A 17848-nucleotide genomic window follows, 5' to 3' on the forward strand; every position below is an offset into this window, starting at 1 on the left:
TCCGCTTTCCTCCTGCTTTCTGACCGACCACTGGACCCACGCACCATGCCCAAATTCGCAGCCAATCTCACGATGCTGTTCAACGAAGTGCCGTTCCTCGACCGCTTTGCCGCGGCCGCGCAAGCGGGCTTCGATGCCGTCGAATTCCTGTTCCCTTACCCGTACAGCGCGGCCGATCTCGCCGCGCGGCTCGAGCAGCACGGCCTGCGTCTCGTGCTGCACAACCTGCCGGCCGGCAATTGGGAAGCCGGCGAGCGCGGCATCGCGTGCCTGCCGCATCGCGTCGCCGAGTTCCAGGAAGGCGTGGGCCGCGCGGTCGAATACGCAAAGGCGTTGCGCGTGCCGCAGCTGAACTGCCTCGTGGGCATTCCGACGCCCGACGTGGATCGCGACACCGCGCGGGCAACGATCGTCGAAAACCTCCGCTATGCCGCGGGCGAACTCAAGAAGGCGGGCATCAAGCTGCTGGTGGAACCATGCAACAGCTACGACATTCCGGGCTTCGCGCTCAACCGCTCAGCCGAAGCGCTCGACGTGATTCGCGCGGTCGGCTCGGACAACCTGTTTCTGCAATACGACATCTATCACATGCAGCGCATGGAAGGCGAACTCGCCGCGACCATCACGAAACACCTGCCGCAGATCGCGCACATTCAGCTAGCCGATAACCCCGGTCGCCACGAGCCGGGCACGGGCGAGATCCACTACCCGTTCCTGTTCGACCTGCTCGATTCGCTCGGCTACACCGGCTATGTGGGCTGCGAGTACAAGCCACGCACCACCACGGTGGAAGGCCTCGGCTGGCTGCAGCGCGCCGGTCAAACGCGCGTGGCCGCCTGAGGCGGCCTTCGCACGCACCTCAACGAACCCATACCGACATTCATTCATCGGAGAACGACACACATGGCAAAGATCGGATTCATCGGACTCGGCATCATGGGCGCGCACATGGCACGCAATCTCATCAAGGGCGGGCATACGCTGTTCGTGAACGGCGCTTATCCCGTGCCCGACGATCTGCGCGCGAAAACGACCGTGGTCGAGAACTCGACCACCGTCGCGCAGGCCTCGGACATCGTGATTGCCATGGTGCCCGACACGCCGGACGTGGCGAACGTGCTCTTCGCCGACGACGGCGTCGCGAAGGGCCTCACGGCCGGCAAGCTCGTGATCGACATGAGCTCCATTTCGCCGCTAGAAACGCAGGCCTTCGCGAAGCGCATCAACGCGTTGGGCTGCGACTATCTCGATGCCCCGGTGTCAGGCGGCGAGATCGGCGCACGCGAAGCGACGCTCACGATCATGGTGGGCGGCCCGCAAAAAGCCTTCGATCAAGCAAAGCCGCTTTTCGACCTGATGGGCAAGAACGTCTCGCTCATCGGCGACAACGGCGCGGGGCAGACCTGCAAGGTGGCCAACCAGATCATCGTGGCGCTCAACATCGAGGCCGTGGCCGAAGCGCTATTGTTCGCGGCGCGCTCGGGCGCAGACCCTGAGCGCGTGCGTCGTGCGCTGATGGGCGGCTTTGCGTCGTCGCGCATTCTCGAAGTGCATGGCGAGCGCATGACGAAGCGCACCTTCAACCCGGGCTTTCGCATCGAACTGCACCAGAAGGATCTGAACCTCGCGCTCGACGGGGCGCGCAAGCTCGGCATCGCGCTGCCGCACACCGCGAGCGCGCAGCAGCTTTTCAGCGTGTGCGCCGCGAACGGCGGCAAGGGCTGGGACCATTCGGCGATGGTGCGCGCGCTCGAAATCATGGCCAACTTCGAGGTCGCGCAAGCGCCCGATGAGCAGGCCAAGGCCGCCTGAGCAAGGCTGCATGTGTTGCGCGGGCGGCGGCGTCTCGTACGTCGCCCGTCCATCGACAGACGACCGTCGCCTCACGCGGCCGCGGTTGCAGGTGGGGCGCTCCGGCTCGTGCATAGAAGTGCACGGGAAGGAGCCATCGGGGCCGCCCTGGGCTGAGGGCGGCCAGTGGGGTCCGCAGCGGCGCCCGGCGAAGGCGGGGAAGCCTTGGTCGGTCAGACGTCGTCGCCGGGTGTCCGGCTGTCGGATTCTTGTCGTATCGAAGTGAAGAAGCGAAGCCGCCCGCCGGCGCGGATACCGTCAACGCCCGGGTGATCAAGCGGCAATCAAGCGGTAATCGGGCGGTAATCGGGCCGCAATCGGGCGGCAATCAGTACGTATCGAACACGCGCTGTAGCGCCGCGCTGTCAGTCGCGCCCGAGGCAAGCGCCAGCATCAGCAGCACGCGCGCCTTGTAGGGATTGAGCGTGCCTGCGCTCACGAAACCCATTGCGTCGTCGGGCGCGGCGCCGTTGCGCATGACGTGCCCGGAACCCACGCGCGACGAACGCACCACGGCCACGCCGCGCGCCGCCGCTTCGGCTAACGCCTGCTGCAAGGTGGCGTGGATCGAGCCATTGCCCGTTCCCGCCACGACAAGGCCGCGCACGCCCGCGACAACCAGTGCGTCGACGGCCAGGCGCGAGACGCCTGCATAGCTCGCCAGAATTTCCACCTGCGGCCATGGCGCGCCGACGGCAAACGGCGTCGCCATCGTATGCGCGCGCACCACGCTGCGCTGGAACTCCACACGCCCGTCCTGCACCCAGCCGAGCGCGCCGATCTCGGGCGACTGGAACGCGTCCACGGCGTAGGTGCTCGTCTTCACCACGTCGCGCGCGCTGTGAATGCGGTTGTTGAAGGCGAGCAACACGCCCTGCCCGTGCGCCTTCGCGCTCGCCGCCACGGTCACGGCGTTGAGCAGATTCAGCGGACCGTCGGCCGACAGCGCCGACGACGGACGCATCGCCGCGGTCAGCACCACGGGCTTCGCACTCTTCACGGTGAGATGCAGCAGGTAGGCCGTTTCTTCGAGCGTATCGGTGCCGTGCGTGATCACGATGCCGTCCACGTCGGCGCTGGCAAGGAGCGCGTTCACGCGTTCGGCGAGCGTGGTCCAGAGCGCGGGCGCCATGTCTTTGCTGTCGATGCTCGCGAGCTGTTCGGCCTGAATGCGCGCCACCGACGAGAGCGCCGGCACCGCCGCGAGCAATTGATCGACGCCGACCACGCCGGCCTGATAGCCCGCGGTATTGGCCGCGTCCGGCGCGGCCCCGGCGATGGTGCCGCCCGTGGCGAGCACCGCGATGCGCGGCAGCGCGCGAGCGGCCGCGGATGGGGAAGTGAGAGGTGTATTCATGGCCGCGATTGTAAGCGAACGCGAGCGGGCGATTCGCGGCCATAGGCGGTGCAGCGGTGCAGCGGTCCAGCAATCGAGTCACTGCAACCGCCTCGCGCGTAACGCCAGGCGCGGCAGGCCCGACAGGTGCGGCAAGCGAACCGCGCCGCCGCCATTGCACGCCCGTCAATCCGCCCGCATCAGCCCGCCTCGCGCAACTGGCTCGCGATCTGCGCTTCGGTCAGATGCGGCGCGAACATCTCGATAAGCCGGTACGCGTACTGGCGCAGGAACGCGCCCTTGCGCAGGCCCACGCGCGTCGTGCTCGCCTCGAACAGGTGCTCGCTGTCGAGCGCAACGAGCCCGGTATCGCGCTTCGGGTCGTACGCCATCGCCGCCACCACGCCGATCCCCATGCCAAGCTCGACGTAGGTCTTGATCACGTCTGCGTCGATGGCGGTGAGCACCACGTCGGGCAGCGCGCCCGCCTTCGCGAAGGCCTGGTCGATGTGCGAGCGGCCCGTGAAGTCCTGGTCGTAGGTGATGATCGGATACTCCGCCACCTCTTCGAGCGAGAGGTTCGGCCGGCCCACGAGCGGGTGATCCTTCGGCACCACGACGACGTGATGCCACGAGTAGCACGGGAACGTCACGATGTCGGGAAAGCGGTCCAGCGCCTCGGTGGAAATGCCGAGATCTGCCTCGCCGCTGATGATCATCTGCGCGATCTGCTGCGGACTGCCCTGGCGCAGCGCGAGATGCACCTTCGGGAACACTTCGCGGAAGCGATGCACGACCTTCGGCAGCGCATAGCGCGCCTGCGTGTGCGTGGTGGCGACGACCAGGTGGCCGCTGTCCTGGTCGGCGAACTGGCGTGCAACGCGGCGCAGGTTCTCGGCGTCGAGCAGCATGCGCTCGATCAGCTGGTGCACCGCCTTGCCGGGCTCCGTGAGGCCCGTGAGCCGCTTGCCGCGGCGAATGAAGATGTCCACGCCGAGTTCGTCTTCCAGATCCTTGATCTGCTTCGAGACGCCCGACTGCGAGGTGTACAGCACATTGGCCACCTCGGTGAGATTCATGTTCTGGCGTACGGCCTCGCGCACGAAGCGCAATTGCTGAAAATTCATCTGTGTCTCCGGTTCTGCCAGAGTGAAATAGTAATGGGTTCGGACGGACCCGGACCGGCTCAAACAGCCGGAAACACGCGCAACGCGCGCGGCACGACGGTCGCGCCGTCGCCCACGGCAAGGTGCAGCTCGCGCCACGTTTCGCGGTCGAGTTCGGCTTCGAGCACGCTGCCTTCGCGTGCGGCGAGTTCCACCCGCACCGACCCGCCGAGCGGCACGACGCGCCTCACATCCACGACGATGCCGTCGGCGCGCGCGGCCCCTTGCGGATAAAGCACGAGATCGTGCGGACGCACGTACGCATACGCGGGGCCTTCGAACGCGGCGTCGATGCCGATCGGCTGCACCGCCCCTTCCGCCACGAAACCGCCGCCGTCCACGCTGCCGCGCAGCCGGTTCGCGGCCCCCAGGAACTCGTAGACGAACGGCGTGCGCGGATGGTCGTACACCTCCTGCGGGCTGCCCACCTGCTCAACACGGCCGTGATTGAGCACGACGATGCGGTCTGCCACTTCGAGCGCCTCCTCCTGGTCGTGCGTGACGAAGAGCGTCGAGATGTGCAGATCGTCGTGCAGCCGCCGCAGCCAGCTGCGCAGTTCCTTGCGCACTTTCGCATCGAGCGCGCCGAACGGCTCGTCGAGCAGCAGCACCTTGGGCTCCACCGCAAGCGCCCGCGCCAGCGCGATGCGCTGCCGCTGACCACCCGACAGCTCCGACGGATAGCGCTGCGCCAGCCAGTCTAGCTGCACGAGCTTCAGCAGTTCGTGCACCTTCTCGCGGATCACGGCTTCCGCAGGCCGTTCCTTGCGCGGCTTCACGCGCAGACCGAACGCGACGTTCTCGAACACCGTCATGTGCCGAAAGAGCGCGTAGTGCTGAAACACGAAGCCGACTTGCCGCTCGCGCGCGCCCACAGCCGCCACGTCCTGGCCTTGCAACACGACTTGCCCCGCGTCGGCGAATTCGAGGCCGGCAATCACCCGCAGCAACGTCGTCTTGCCGCAACCGGAGGGCCCGAGCAGCGCGACGAGTTCGCCGGGCGGAAAGTCGAGGGAGACGTTGTCGAGCGCGGTGAAGTCGCCGAAACGCTTTTGCAGGTTGCGAACGATGATGCCCATTTACTGCTCTCCATGATGAACCGGGCGCGCCAGCGCCACGCGCGGCGCGGCTGCGGTTTCTTTCGATACGGGTGCGTTGGCGCTGGCGAGCGCAGCGGCGCCGGCATGCACCGCGCCGCGCGCCGTCTCCTGCTCGGCCGACATGTGCCGCTCCGCAAGCAGCTTGAGGCCGAGCGTGACGAGCGCGAGCAACGCCAGCAGCGAAGCCACTGCGAACGCCGCCGCGAAGTTGTACTCGTTGTAGAGAATTTCCACGTGCAGCGGCATGGTGTCGGTCTGTCCGCGAATGTGTCCCGACACCACGGAGACGGCGCCGAACTCGCCCATCGCCCGCGCGTTGCACAGAATCACGCCATACAGAAGCCCCCAGCGGATGTTCGGCAGCGTGACGCGGCGAAAGATCTGCCAGCCCGAGGCGCCCAGCACGTGCGCGGCTTCTTCCTCGTCGTTGCCTTGCGCCTGCATGAGCGGAATCAGCTCGCGCGCGACGAACGGGAACGTCACGAAGATCGTGGCGAGCACGATGCCCGGCACCGCGAAAATGATCTGCACGTCGTGGGCTTGCAGCCACGGACCGAACCAGCCTTGCGCGCCGAACATCAGCACATAGATGAGCCCGGAAATGACGGGCGAAACCGAGAACGGCAGGTCGATCAGCGTAGTGAGCAGCGCCTTGCCCTTGAATTCGAATTTCGCGATGGCCCACGACGCCGCCAGTCCGAACGCGAGATTGAGCGGCACTGCGATGACGGCCGTGGTGAGCGTGAGGCGGATGGCGGCAAGCGCGTCCGGGTCGGCGAGCGATTCGAAGTAGACACCTACGCCCTTGCGCAGCGCCTCGTAGAAAACCGCCGCGAGCGGCACGGCGAGAAAGAGCGCGAGAAAAGCGAGCGCGACTGCGGTGAGGGTCCAGCGCACGAAGCGCGATTCGGTGACGGGGTCTGGCCGACGCGCGCCCACGCCGGTCGTGCCGCCCACCTCGGTTGCGGCGCCGCCGGCGGCGCTCACGGCGGACGCCGCTCTACGGTTGCCGCTCATTGCGCACCTCCCGTCGCGGGCGATGCAGTGCCCAGCGCCGGTATCGCGCCCGGCCCCGCCGATGCAGCCGACGCACTGCGACTCGTGCGCCGCTGCAGATACCACTGCAGCGAATTGATGAGCAGCAGCATGAGGAACGACACCACGAGCATCACGACCGCGAGCGCCGTCGCGCCGGCATAGTCGTACTGCTCGAGCTTGGTGATGATGAGCAGCGACGTGATCTCGGACTTCATCGGCACGTTGCCCGCAATGAAAATCACCGAGCCGTACTCGCCGAGCGCGCGTGCGAACGCAAGCGCAAAGCCCGTCAACAGCGCGGGGAGCACCGCGGGCAACACCACGCGCCGGAAGGTAAGCCAGCGCGAGGCACCGAGGCACGCCGCCGCTTCCTCCTGCTCGCGCTCGAAGTCTTCGAGCACCGGCTGCACGGTGCGCACGACGAACGGCAGCCCGATGAACGTGAGCGCGACCAGCACGCCGAGCGGCGTGAACGCGATCTTGATGCCGAGCGGCGCGAGGAACTGGCCGATCCAGCCATTGCCCGCGTAAATGGCGGCAAGCGAAATGCCCGCCACCGAGGTGGGCAGCGCAAACGGCAGATCGACCACCGCATCGACGACGCGCTTCGCCGGGAACGTGTAGCGCACGAGCACCCATGCGACGAGAAACCCGAACACGGCGTTGATCATGGCCCCGCCCAGCGCGGCGAAGAACGTGAGCCGGTACGAGGCGAGCACACGCGGCGAGGTGACCGCGCGCACGAACTGCGCCCAGTCGAGCGTGGCCGTCTTGAGAAACGTGGCGGCGAGCGGGATCAGCACCACGAGGCTCAGATACGCCACCGTAATACCGAGCGTCACGCCAAAACCGGGCAACGCCGCCGGTTTGCGGAAGGTGAACGTCGTCATGCCAATGCTCTGTCAGGGTTGCTTCAGGGTTACATCGACGTCCGGTCATGCAGCCGACGAGGCCGGCCGCGCACGCGGACGATGATGCCCGCGCCCTGCTGCCGTTCCCGTCGCTGCGATCTGCCGGTCGCTCTTATCGTGATACGCGTTGGTGATGCCGCGGGACTGCTCTTCGGTGCCGCGCTGCTGTGCTGCTGTGTTGCTCCCGCCGTGCTGCTCCAGCCACCGCCGTTACTGGGGCTGATAGATCGAATCGAATACGCCGCCATCGGCAAAGTGCGTCTTCTGCGCGTTCGTCCAGCCGCCGAAGGTGTCGTCCACGGTATAGAGCTTCAGCTTCGGAAACTTCTGCGTGAGTTCGGCGGGCACCTTCGTCGAACGCGGTCGGTAGAAGTTGCGCGCCGCAATTTCCTGGCCCTCTTCGCTATAGAGGAAGTTCAGGTAAGCCTCGGCGACCTTGCGCGTACCGTGCCGATCCACGACCTTGTCCACCACCGCGACGGGCGGCTCGGCGAGGATGCTCACCGAAGGCACCACGATCTCGAACTTCTCCGGGCCGAATTCCTTGAGCGACAGGAATGCTTCGTTTTCCCAGGCGATCAGGACGTCGCCGATGCCGCGCTGCACGAAGCTCGTCGTCGCGCCGCGGGCGCCGGAATCGAGCACGCCTGCGTTGTGATACAGCTTCGCGATGAAGTCCTTCGCCTTCTGCTCGTTGCCGCCCGGCTGGTGCAGCGCGTAGGCCCACGCCGCCAGATAGTTCCAGCGCGCCCCGCCCGAGGTCTTCGGGTTCGGCGTGACGATCGACACGCCCGGCTTCACGAGATCGTCCCAGTCCTTGATGTGCTTCGGATTGCCCTTGCGCACGAGGAACACGATGGTCGAGGTGTACGGCGAGGCGTTGTCGGGCAGGCGCTTCTGCCAGCCCTTGTCGATGAACCCCTTGTTCGCAATCGCGTCGATGTCGTAGGCGAGCGCGAGAGTCACGACGTCGGCCTGAAGCCCGTCGATCACCGAACGCGCCTGTGCACCCGACCCACCGTGCGACTGCCTGAAGGTCACCGTCTCGCCGGTCTTCGCCTTCCACTCCTTCGCGAACGCCTGATTGACGTCCTGGTACAACTCGCGCGTGGGGTCGTAGGAGACGTTGAGCAGCGTGGTGTCCGCGTGCGCCGTCGTGACAGCCCCCGGCGCGCCCAGCGCTGCGGCAAGTCCGAGGCCGAGGGCGGCGATCCAGTGTTTTACCTGGCGCTTTGCCACCTGTGCCACCTGTGCCGCCGCGGGCCCGGAACCGCTTGCCCTGGCGAACCCCGTTGTGTGGTTTTGCATCTGCCTGCTCCGTTTTGTGTCGTGTTGGCTTTGCGCTTGTGCCTTGCGTCTGCGCTTGTGTCGTGTCGTGGCGTGGCGGCCCGTGCGTTGCGTGGCCGCGCCTCGAAGTGATGCGAACCAGTCTAATGAGACCCCTTCATGATTAAAAATAATCCTTCTTCATTTTTTAATACGGAAAAGTGGTAACGACGGCGGGATGGGGCGCTCCGGCGTTTTTTCGGCTGCGATAACGGCGTAATCCGGCGTTACGGCGAAGGCTCGCCGCGCGAACTTCAAGTAACGCTTGAAAAGTGCCGGATACTGTATAAAAATACAGTCACCTGTCTATCCATACAGTGGCGCCATGACCAAACTCACCGCACGACAGCAGCAGGTTTTCGATCTGATTCGCCGGGCCATCGAGCGCACGGGGTTCCCGCCCACGCGCGCTGAAATCGCCGCAGAACTCGGGTTCAGCTCGGCCAACTCGGCGGAGGAGCATCTGCGGGCACTGGCGCGCAAAGGGGTGATCGAACTGGCGGCGGGTGCGTCGCGCGGCATTCGCCTGCTGCCGGGCGTCGACGACATGCCGCATCAGTTCACGTTGCCGCACTCCAGCCTCATGCAGCTTTCGCTACCGCTCATCGGGCGTGTGGCGGCGGGCAGCCCGATCCTCGCGCAGGAACATATTTCGCAGCACTACGCCTGCGATCCCGCACTCTTTTCGAGCAAGCCGGACTACCTGTTGAAAGTGCGGGGGCTTTCCATGCGCGACGCGGGCATCTTCGATGGCGATCTGCTCGCTGTGCAAAAACGCACCGAGGCAAAAGACGGCCAGATCATCGTGGCGCGGCTGGGCGACGACGTTACGGTAAAGCGCCTGAAGCGCCGGCCGAACGGCATCGAGCTGGTCGCCGAGAACCCGGACTACGAAAACATCTTTGTGGAAGCCGGCAGTGCAGATTTCGCACTGGAAGGCATTGCGGTCGGCCTGATCCGCCCGACCGAATTCTGAACATCTGAACGCCGCCTGGAGAGATTCATGGAACGTCTTGCCCGCCTGCTGCCCTTCCGCCAGTTCGGCCGCCTTCGTCACCTGCGCACGCTGGTACCCTGCATTCCGGTCGCTTCCGCTGCTTCCGCTATCGAAGCGGCGTCGGTACCGCGTACCGCGCCCCTCTTCGGCAACGAAGCGGAGTCGCTGCCGGCCTTGCCCTCGGCACAACCGGCATTCGCCCGTGTCTCGCTCAACGCCGGTGTACACAGTGAGCCCGCGCGCCGTGCCCCTGTGCGCGTCTATCACGGACCTTCGCGGCTCATCATGGTGGGAACGTTCGAGGCCGTGTGCCGCATGATCGACCATTGCATCGCCGAACAGGGCGCGGGCGCGTGAACGAGCCGGCAAAGCACGCTACGCGGCGACTCGTCGTCGCGGCCGTCGTGTTGCTCATGGTGGCAGTGCTGGGTTACGCCTATGCGTCGCCCTACATCGTGCTCGATCGGCTCAAACGTGCCGCGGACGCGCGCGACGCCGAGACGGTCAACGCCTATGTCGACTATCCCGCCCTGCGCGTGAGTCTCAAACAGCAGGTCACCGAACTGCTGATGCGGCGCATCGACGCGCAAAAGCACGGCAACCCGTTCGCCGTGATCGGCGCGATGATCGGTGCTGCGCTGATCGGTCCGCTGGTGGATGCGTACGCCACACCCGATGGCGTCGCGGCCATTCTCAATGGCATGCCGCCGCGCGGGCAGCCTGGCGAGCGGCCACCGCCGGCGGGTACATCGGGCGGCACGCCGAACCCTGAGGCCGGCAGCACCGCATCAACCGCACCCTCTACTGGCCAGACGCCCGCGGTGCCTGCCACTCCCCAAGCGCCTAACCAGGCACCCGCCCAGGCACCTACCCAGGCGCAAACGCCCCCTCCTCAGCCACCGCAGACCACCGCCGGATACCGCAGCCTCAACGAGTTCGTTGTGACCTACCAGCACGGCGTCGGCGACACCCGGTATGCCGCCATCCTGCGTCGCGATGGCCTTTTCTCGTGGAAGCTGTCCGCCGTGGATCTGAATGGGTAAACCGTCTGGCTCCGCGCGATCAACGGCTCCCGCCCTGCGCCCCGGCTAGGCGGCCGCAGCCTCCTGCTTCTCCTCGGCAGAAGACGAACAGGCAACGAGGATGCTGCACGACACACGATCCAGCAGTTGGGTATTGCCAGCTCCCATCCACCAACGCGACAGGCCCGTGCGGCACCGGTGCCCCACTACGACCAGGTCGGCCTGCAATTCATTGGCCAGATTCGCGATCTCGTCGATGGGGTGCCCAAAAGCGAAATGGCCCTGTGCCTTCACGCCGTGCTCGGTCAGCCAGTCCACGCCCTCCTGGAGTATTTGCCGCGCGGTCTCTTCGAAGCGGCCGCAGGCCACGTCGGTCAAGAGTCCCGCGCTCTGTGCAATGCTGGAACGCATGTCGACCACCGAAAGCAGATGGGTCTCCGCTTTCAGGTCCAGTGCCAGTTCGGCGCCGCATCGCAGCGCCTTGCGGCCTTCGCGCGAGCCGTCGTAGCACAGCAGGATTTTCTTGTAGCTCGCCATGATGTTTCTCCGATCCGCCTTCCCTGCGGTTTGAACGTACTTTCATCATGGTGCGCCGCAATTCCGGTTGCAAGGGCTGGAAAACGCCAGGTGTGCGCAACCCTCCGCAGCCTGCCCGTGGCCATTTTCAGCGCGATGCCGCAGCGCGGAAATGCTTGCCGCGACAGGCGTTGCGGGTCAAACGCAAATGCAGCGATGCACTAGAATAGGCCGCCTTGCCTCCCTCCTGCCCGCATCCGGACCGCGCCGTGCATTGCGTGACCGGTGCGGTTTCCTGGTACACGAACACGAGTCGCCATGTCCGCCGCCATCGAATTCGAACAGGTAGAAAAACGCTACGGCGAGAAGAAGGTAGTCGACGGTCTGTCGTTTCATGTCCGTCCCGGCGAGTGCTTCGGGCTGCTCGGCCCCAACGGCGCGGGCAAGACCACTACGTTGAAGATGCTGCTCGGCATCTCGTCGCCCAACGCCGGCGCGATTCGCCTGTGCGGAGAGCCGGTACCCTCGCGCGCACGCTTTGCCCGCGCGCGGGTCGGCGTGGTGCCGCAGTTCGACAATCTCGATCCCGACTTCACCGTGCGCGAGAATCTGCTCGTGTTTGGCCGCTATTTCGGTTTGTCGGCCGCACACACGCGTGCGCTCGTGCCCATGCTGCTCGAATTCGCGCGGCTCGAAAGCAAGGCCGACGCCCGCGTGAACGAACTCTCGGGCGGCATGCGCCGGCGGCTTACCCTCGCGCGGGCGCTCGTCAACGATCCCGACGTGCTCATCATGGACGAGCCCACCACCGGCCTCGACCCACAGGCGCGTCATCTGATCTGGGAGCGGCTGCGCTCGTTGCTCGCACGCGGCAAGACGATTCTGCTCACCACGCACTTCATGGAAGAAGCCGAGCGACTCTGCGACCGCCTGTGCGTGATCGAGGAAGGCCGCAAGATCGCCGAGGGCGCGCCCAACGATCTGATCCAGTCAGAGATCGGCTGCGACGTGATCGAGATTTATGGTCCCGACCCGGCTGCCCTGCGCGACGAACTCGCGCCGCTCGCCACGCGCACGGAAATCAGCGGCGAGACGCTCTTCTGCTATGTGACCGACCCACAAGCCGCGCTCGAGCGGATCAAGAACCGGCCGCAGTTGCGTTATCTGCACCGGCCGGCCAATCTCGAAGACGTGTTCCTGCGCCTCACGGGGCGCGAGATGCAGGACTGAACGAACGCGACCAACCAACGGCACGACATGGACGCACGCACCTACGACACACCCGGCCAGCCCGCCCCCATGCGAGAACGCATTGCAGCGCTGCCCTCCAACGCCACGAACTGGATCGCCGTGTGGCGGCGCAATTACCTCGTCTGGCAGAAGCTTGCGCTGGCCTCGATGTTCGGCAACCTGGCCGATCCGATGATCTATCTGTTCGGGCTGGGCTTCGGGCTCGGCCTGATGGTGGGGCACGTGGACGGCGTCTCGTACATCGCGTTCCTCGCAGCCGGCACGGTGGGATCGAGCGTGATGATGTCGGCGAGCTTCGAGTCGATGTACTCGAGCTTCTCGCGCATGCACGTGCAGCGCACGTGGGAAGCGATCATGCACACGCCGCTCACGCTCGGCGACGTCGTGCTCGGCGAGATTGTGTGGGCCGCGAGCAAGGCGCTGCTCTCCGGCACGGCCATCATGATCGTGGCCGCGGCGCTCGGCTACGCGAGCTTTCCGTCGATGCTGCTCGCGCTGCCTGTCATTGCCCTCGCCGGCCTTGCGTTTGCAAGCCTCGCGATGATCGTGACGGCCCTCGCGCCTTCGTACGACTTCTTCATGTTCTATCAGACGCTGGTGCTCACGCCGATGCTGCTGCTTTCCGGCGTGTTCTTCCCCATCACGCAGTTGCCCGCAGCGGCGCAGCAGGTGACGCTGCTGCTGCCGCTCGCGCACGCAGTCGCGCTGGTGCGGCCTGCCATGCTCGGCCGGCCGGTGGAAAACGCGGCGTTGCACGTGGGTGTGCTGGCCGCTTACGTGGTGGTGACGTTTGCGATATCGGCGGTGTTGTTCCGCCGGCGCATGATGCGCTAGACGATGTGATGGGCGTTACCGCGTGCGCGTAATGCCATCGGTCAAGAGCCGTCGATCGAAGCAGAGACGCCGCTACCGTAGCGGCGTCTCTCTTTTCAGCAAGACATTCAGTCCTCGTCGTCGCTCCAGGGAATCTCGACGTCGGTAATGAAGGCGACCGTCGCGAACGGTCCGCCGTCCTGACGGCCCATCTTGCCATCCGCGCGATGCCATTCCACGCGAAACACGGTGGCCGCCGTATCGGCGAGCAGACGCACCGCACGCAGTTCCTCAGGATCCGTTTCCTCGACCGGACCGTCGAGCGATACCAACAGTTGCTGCGGCCACAAACCGTTCGCGGGATCGTAAATGCGATCGCCGTCCGGCACCGACGTGTGCGCTTCCACGCCGATCGTCGCCGATGCCTCCACGATCATCTTGCCGAGCGCGCGCAGCACCGCTGTCGCGCGTGCCGAATTGGCCTGGCGGATCGCCAGGTCGCCGCGCGTGAGCGCCTGTTCGAGTTTCGGATTCGTTTTCTGTTGCGCCATTCTGAGCCCCCGGTTCCTTTGCTTCTGCCACGCGCCCTCGCGGCGCGCGGCGGGTGGCGCGCATGCAGCCAGTCATGTACGCCGCATATCCCACCGTTGTTGCATGCTACACCGCTTCACCGGCCCGGTGGCCGGCACGTCGGCCGCGGTTAGAAGCCGAGCCCTGTTGCGATGAGGCCAGCCGCGACGCCGAACAGCACCACGGTCAGCGCGACGATTGCGAGCACTCGGGGGCGGAACGAACGCGCCAGCATCGCGAGCGACGGCACGCTCACGGGCGGCAGCGTCATCAGGAGCGCGCCCGCCGGCCCCACACCCATGCCGAGCGACAGCATGGCCTGAATGATCGGTACCTCACCCGCCGTCGGAATCACGAACAGCATGCCGGCCACTGCGAAAGCGACGATCCAGCCGAGGCCGTTGCCGATCTCCGGACCGATGTGCGGAAAGAGCCATGCACGCACGGCGCCCAGCACCAGCACCAGCACGATGTATTCGGGCACGAGGCGCACGGCCATGCGGCCGAGCACGCGCAGCCATCGCGCAAACATATTGCCTTCGGCCTGCTGCATCACGAGCCGGGCCAGTTGTTCGTCGGCTGAGCGCGATTCCTGCGGCGTCACGAGCCGGTTCAGGAACCAGCCGAGTCCGAATACGAGCGCCACGCCGAGCACGAGGCGCAGTGCCGTCCAGTGCCAGCCCAGCACGAAGCCCATGAAAACCAGCGTCGCCGGATTGAGCACCGAATTGCCGAGCCAGAACGCGATAGCGCCGCCCGGCGACGCCTGACGCGCGCGCAGACCGGCCACCACGGGCGCGGCACAGCAGGTGCACATCATGCCGGGGATAGCGAGCAAGCCGCCCGCCGCCACGCTGCCGAAGCCGTTGCGGCCCAGCATGCGCGCCACCCACTGCGCCGGCACGAGTGCCTGCACGGCGGAGCCAAGCAGCAGACCGAGCACCATGGCTTGCCAGATGGCCTTGCCGTATGCCCAGGCGTAGTCGAGCGCAGCCTGCAGCGTCGGCGCGGGCGGGCTCGCAGCCGTGCCCATCAGGATCGACTTGCCGATGGAATGCGTCTCCGCCGCTGTGAACGCGCGGTGGTAGTACGGGAACCACTTCACGTAGAAAAGGCCCGCGACGGCAATCAGCAAAAAGAGCATCCATCCCATTGCGGGTGGCGCTGGCGTGTGGCGTGTGGTGTTCATCGGTATCGTCGTTGGGTGATTCGGATTGAAAACTCGGGGCGCTTCAATTGCCTGTACTACTTGCGCTGCTTGTGTTGCCTTGTACCGCGCGCGCCTCGCAATTCCATGGACAAGCTACGCGGCCTGCCCGTACTTCAGGGCTGCGCAGCCGGATGATGCGCGCGCTCCTGCGAGGCATCATCGGACGCAGCACCTTCATGGCCGCCCAGCCGGTCGAGCAACGCCCTCGCCTGCGCGACGCTGTCGGCGGCATTGGGCCGGAACTCGAAACAGAGCGCGTGCGCGAGGTTGCCGAAATGCTGCTGGCTGCTGCGCCGGTACGCCGGATCGTAGTGCCGTTCGATCAGCTCGCCGAACAACTCGGCGCGCGCGCCGCTGTCGATCAGTTCGTGCCAGTGCCGCACCTGCTCGTGGCTATGCAGCCCCACGAGCTTGCCGAGCTGCGCCTTGAACTGCTCCGGCGCGTCGAACAGGTGCGCGTAGTCTTGCAACAGGAACGCGACGCGGTCCTCGCGCGTTGCCTGCACTTCGATGCAGGTGCCGCCGTGGATACCGCGCAGCAGGTTCTCGGGCAGCGAGACGGTGCCGATGCGCCGGCTCTCGGCTTCGACGAACACGGGCTGGCTCGCATCGAAGCGCTCGAGCGTACCGGCAAGCGAGGTCTCGAAAGCCTTCTGCGACGGCTGGGGCTGGCCCGGCAGCGCGCCGAGCAGCGAACCCCGGTGACACGCGAGCTGCTCGAGATCCAGCACCTGCGCGCCCGCGAGCCGCAACGCCTGCAGCAGGCGCGTCTTGCCGCTGCCCGTGTGGCCCGTGAGCGCCACGTACCGGTAGCGGCCCGGCAGCGCTTCGAGCTGCTCCAGCACGTGGCGTCGCCACGTCTTGTAGCCGCCTTCGAGCTGACGCGCCTTCCAGCCGATCATGTTGAACCACGTCGTCATGGAACCCGAACGCTTGCCGCCGCGCCAGCAGTAGATGAGCGGGCGCCAGTTGCGCGGCCGGTCCGCGAAGATCGTGTCCAGATGCATGGCGATGTTGCGCGCGACCATCGCGGCGCCGACGCGCGTGGCGTCGAACGGCGAGACCTGCTTGTACATCGTGCCGACGATCACCCGCTCCTCGTTGCTGAGCACGGGCGCGTTCGTGGCACCGGGAATGTGGTCCTCGGCGAATTCGAGCGGCGTGCGTACGTCGACGATCTCGTCGAAGTCGCCGAGCTGGTCCAGGGTCGCAAGCAGGTTCTTCAATTTGGCCTTACCGGAAACGGGGCGCCGCCCGTGCCGGCCACCGTCGGCGTGCGACGACGCCCGGCGCCGGGGGCGCAAGCCTCGAATTATCGCACGCGACCCGGCAGCGGCCTGGCCCTCCCCGGCGGCCCTGCCCTCGGGCTTACGGCGCGGGATTCGGCTGCGCTTCGTGCAGCGCGTCGATTTCGGCGAGCACCTCCGGCGAGAGCCGCACGTCCGCGCTTGCAATGTTTTCCTTCAACTGCTCGAGCGACGTTGCGCCGATCAGGTTGCTCGTCACGAACGGCCGGCTGTTGACGAAGGCCAGTGCCAGTTGAGCCGGCGAAAGACCATGGCGCCTCGCGAGCGCAACGTAGCGGCTCGTCGCCTCCACGGCCTGCGGCTTGCTGTAGCGCTGAAAACGCTCGAACAGCGTGATGCGCGCGCCCGCGGGCCGCGCGCCGCCTTCGTATTTGCCCGAGAGCCAGCCGAACGCGAGCGGCGAGTATGCGAGTAGGCCCACGCCCTCGCGATGACTGAACTCCGAAAGCCCCGCTTCGAAGGTGCGGTTGAGCAGGCTGTACGGGTTCTGAATGCTCACGATGCGCGGCAGCCCCAGCTTTTCGGCCGCGCGCAGAAACTGGGCGATGCCCCACGGCGTTTCGTTCGACACCCCGATGTGGCGCACCTTGCCCACCTTCACGAAGTCCGCGAGCACGGCGAGCGTTTCTTCGATGGGCACCGTGTAGGCGTCGTCGATCCACGGATAGGCGGCACGCCCGAAAGTCATCGTGCTGCGATCCGGCCAGTGCAGCTGGTAGAGATCGACGTAATCGGTCTTCAGTCGCGCGAGGCTGCCGTCCAGCGCCTCGGTCAGGTTCTTGCGGTCGAACTGGTTGGTTTCGCCGCGAATGTAGCGCGGGTTGTGCGGCTGGCGCGCGGGACCGGCCATCTTGGTGGCAAGCACGATGCGCTCGCGCGCGGCCGGATGTTTCTCGAGCCACGTGCCGATATAGCGCTCCGTAAGACCCTGCGTCTCGGCGCGCGGCGGCACCGGATACATTTCGGCTGTATCGATCAACGTCACGCCGTGATCGAGCGCGTAATCGATCTGGGCATGCGCCTCGCTTTCCGTGTTCTGCTGGCCCCATGTCATCGTGCCGAGGCCGATCAGGCTCACCTTTACATCCGAATCGCCGAGTTTGCGGTATTCCATTGCAGTGTCCTGTGGGTTGATTGTGCGTTGATTTATGGGTGGACCGTGTGCCGGATCCGCAGATTGACCGTGCAGCGGCTGCGGGCGGCAAAAACGCAAAACGTACCATAGCGACGCGATTTCTTCAGCGTGGCTACAATGGCGATCCGGCGCGGCATGTCGCTCGCTCGGTACTGTGTCATTCGCGACGCGCGACGTTTTTTCAAACGGATTTCAGACGCTTTTCGATTACGTCGCAATTCAGTTTCAATCAGTCTCAAGCGGTCTCAAGCAGTCTCAAGCAGGCCGGTTTTCCACAGTCAATCCATTTAGCCTCGCGC

Annotated in this window: 18 protein-coding genes; 7 read left to right on the top strand and 11 right to left on the bottom strand. The window is 65.9% G+C overall.

Annotation, left to right across the window (positions count from 1 at the left end):
- The first annotated feature begins 45 nt into the window (after positions 1–45).
- Complete coding sequence (gene hyi, locus P2869_RS09135) at positions 46–840, top strand: hydroxypyruvate isomerase (RefSeq protein WP_277596262.1); 795 nt, start codon at positions 46–48, stop codon at positions 838–840.
- A 63-nt stretch (positions 841–903) separates the two neighbouring features.
- On the top strand, positions 904–1812 hold the full coding sequence (locus P2869_RS09140) for a 2-hydroxy-3-oxopropionate reductase (protein ID WP_017776729.1): 909 nt from the start codon (positions 904–906) through the stop codon (positions 1810–1812).
- 367 nt (positions 1813–2179) lie between these two features.
- Here the strand turns inward: P2869_RS09140 and P2869_RS09145 are convergent, their stop codons facing one another.
- The 6 genes from P2869_RS09145 to P2869_RS09170 all read right to left on the bottom strand — a co-directional run bounded on the left by P2869_RS09145 (position 2180) and on the right by P2869_RS09170 (position 8710).
- On the bottom strand, positions 2180–3208 hold the full coding sequence (locus tag P2869_RS09145; RefSeq protein WP_277596263.1) for an asparaginase: 1029 nt from the start codon (positions 3206–3208) through the stop codon (positions 2180–2182).
- Positions 3209–3387: 179 nt separating this feature from the next.
- Positions 3388–4314, bottom strand: a complete 927-nt coding sequence (locus tag P2869_RS09150) for a CysB family HTH-type transcriptional regulator (RefSeq protein WP_017776727.1) — start codon at positions 4312–4314, stop codon at positions 3388–3390.
- 59 nt (positions 4315–4373) lie between these two features.
- The gene (locus P2869_RS09155; protein ID WP_017776726.1) at positions 4374–5432 is read right to left on the bottom strand and encodes a sulfate ABC transporter ATP-binding protein; all 1059 of its coding nucleotides are present in this window, start codon (positions 5430–5432) and stop codon (positions 4374–4376) included.
- Positions 5433–6470: a sulfate ABC transporter permease subunit CysW gene (gene cysW / locus P2869_RS09160; protein ID WP_277596264.1), complete on the bottom strand. Its 1038-nt coding sequence runs from the start codon at positions 6468–6470 to the stop codon at positions 5433–5435.
- Entirely contained in the window at positions 6467–7381 is a 915-nt protein-coding gene (gene cysT / locus P2869_RS09165; protein WP_277596265.1) for a sulfate ABC transporter permease subunit CysT, read from the bottom strand. The genes cysW and cysT overlap by 4 nt, the downstream gene beginning before the upstream one ends.
- A gap of 231 nt (positions 7382–7612) precedes the next feature.
- Entirely contained in the window at positions 7613–8710 is a 1098-nt protein-coding gene (locus P2869_RS09170) for a sulfate ABC transporter substrate-binding protein (RefSeq protein WP_277596266.1), read from the bottom strand.
- 343 nt (positions 8711–9053) lie between these two features.
- Here P2869_RS09170 and lexA point away from each other — a divergent pair, with 343 nt between their 5' ends.
- From lexA to P2869_RS09185, 3 genes are read left to right on the top strand one after another with little or no spacing between them, the layout of a single operon-like run.
- The gene (lexA, locus tag P2869_RS09175) at positions 9054–9704 is read left to right on the top strand and encodes a transcriptional repressor LexA (RefSeq protein WP_277598090.1); all 651 of its coding nucleotides are present in this window, start codon (positions 9054–9056) and stop codon (positions 9702–9704) included.
- 27 nt (positions 9705–9731) lie between these two features.
- Positions 9732–10082, top strand: coding sequence for a hypothetical protein (locus tag P2869_RS09180; RefSeq protein ID WP_277596267.1), 351 nt, complete (start codon positions 9732–9734; stop codon positions 10080–10082).
- Positions 10083–10138: 56 nt separating this feature from the next.
- Entirely contained in the window at positions 10139–10768 is a 630-nt protein-coding gene (locus tag P2869_RS09185; protein ID WP_277598091.1) for a DUF2939 domain-containing protein, read from the top strand.
- Positions 10769–10813: 45 nt separating this feature from the next.
- Here P2869_RS09185 and P2869_RS09190 read toward each other — a convergent pair whose 3' ends face one another.
- Positions 10814–11284, bottom strand: coding sequence for a universal stress protein (locus P2869_RS09190; protein WP_126877379.1), 471 nt, complete (start codon positions 11282–11284; stop codon positions 10814–10816).
- A 297-nt stretch (positions 11285–11581) separates the two neighbouring features.
- Between P2869_RS09190 and nodI the strand changes: the two genes are divergently transcribed.
- Entirely contained in the window at positions 11582–12493 is a 912-nt protein-coding gene (gene nodI / locus P2869_RS09195; RefSeq protein ID WP_199539944.1) for a nodulation factor ABC transporter ATP-binding protein NodI, read from the top strand.
- 27 nt (positions 12494–12520) lie between these two features.
- Entirely contained in the window at positions 12521–13348 is an 828-nt protein-coding gene (locus P2869_RS09200) for an ABC transporter permease (protein WP_017776718.1), read from the top strand.
- 107 nt (positions 13349–13455) lie between these two features.
- Here the strand turns inward: P2869_RS09200 and P2869_RS09205 are convergent, their stop codons facing one another.
- From P2869_RS09205 to P2869_RS09220, 4 genes are all read right to left on the bottom strand, one after another.
- Positions 13456–13878: a hypothetical protein gene (locus tag P2869_RS09205; RefSeq protein ID WP_017776717.1), complete on the bottom strand. Its 423-nt coding sequence runs from the start codon at positions 13876–13878 to the stop codon at positions 13456–13458.
- Between the two features lie 149 nt (positions 13879–14027).
- Positions 14028–15086: a permease gene (locus P2869_RS09210; RefSeq protein ID WP_026121833.1), complete on the bottom strand. Its 1059-nt coding sequence runs from the start codon at positions 15084–15086 to the stop codon at positions 14028–14030.
- 134 nt (positions 15087–15220) lie between these two features.
- The gene (mnmH, locus tag P2869_RS09215; RefSeq protein WP_277596268.1) at positions 15221–16333 is read right to left on the bottom strand and encodes a tRNA 2-selenouridine(34) synthase MnmH; all 1113 of its coding nucleotides are present in this window, start codon (positions 16331–16333) and stop codon (positions 15221–15223) included.
- Between the two features lie 142 nt (positions 16334–16475).
- Positions 16476–17528, bottom strand: a complete 1053-nt coding sequence (locus P2869_RS09220; protein ID WP_277596269.1) for an NADP(H)-dependent aldo-keto reductase — start codon at positions 17526–17528, stop codon at positions 16476–16478.
- Positions 17529–17848: the final 320 nt, after the last annotated feature.

Source organism: Paraburkholderia sp. SUR17, assembly GCF_029536165.1.
Taxonomy (GTDB): domain Bacteria; phylum Pseudomonadota; class Gammaproteobacteria; order Burkholderiales; family Burkholderiaceae; genus Paraburkholderia; species Paraburkholderia kururiensis.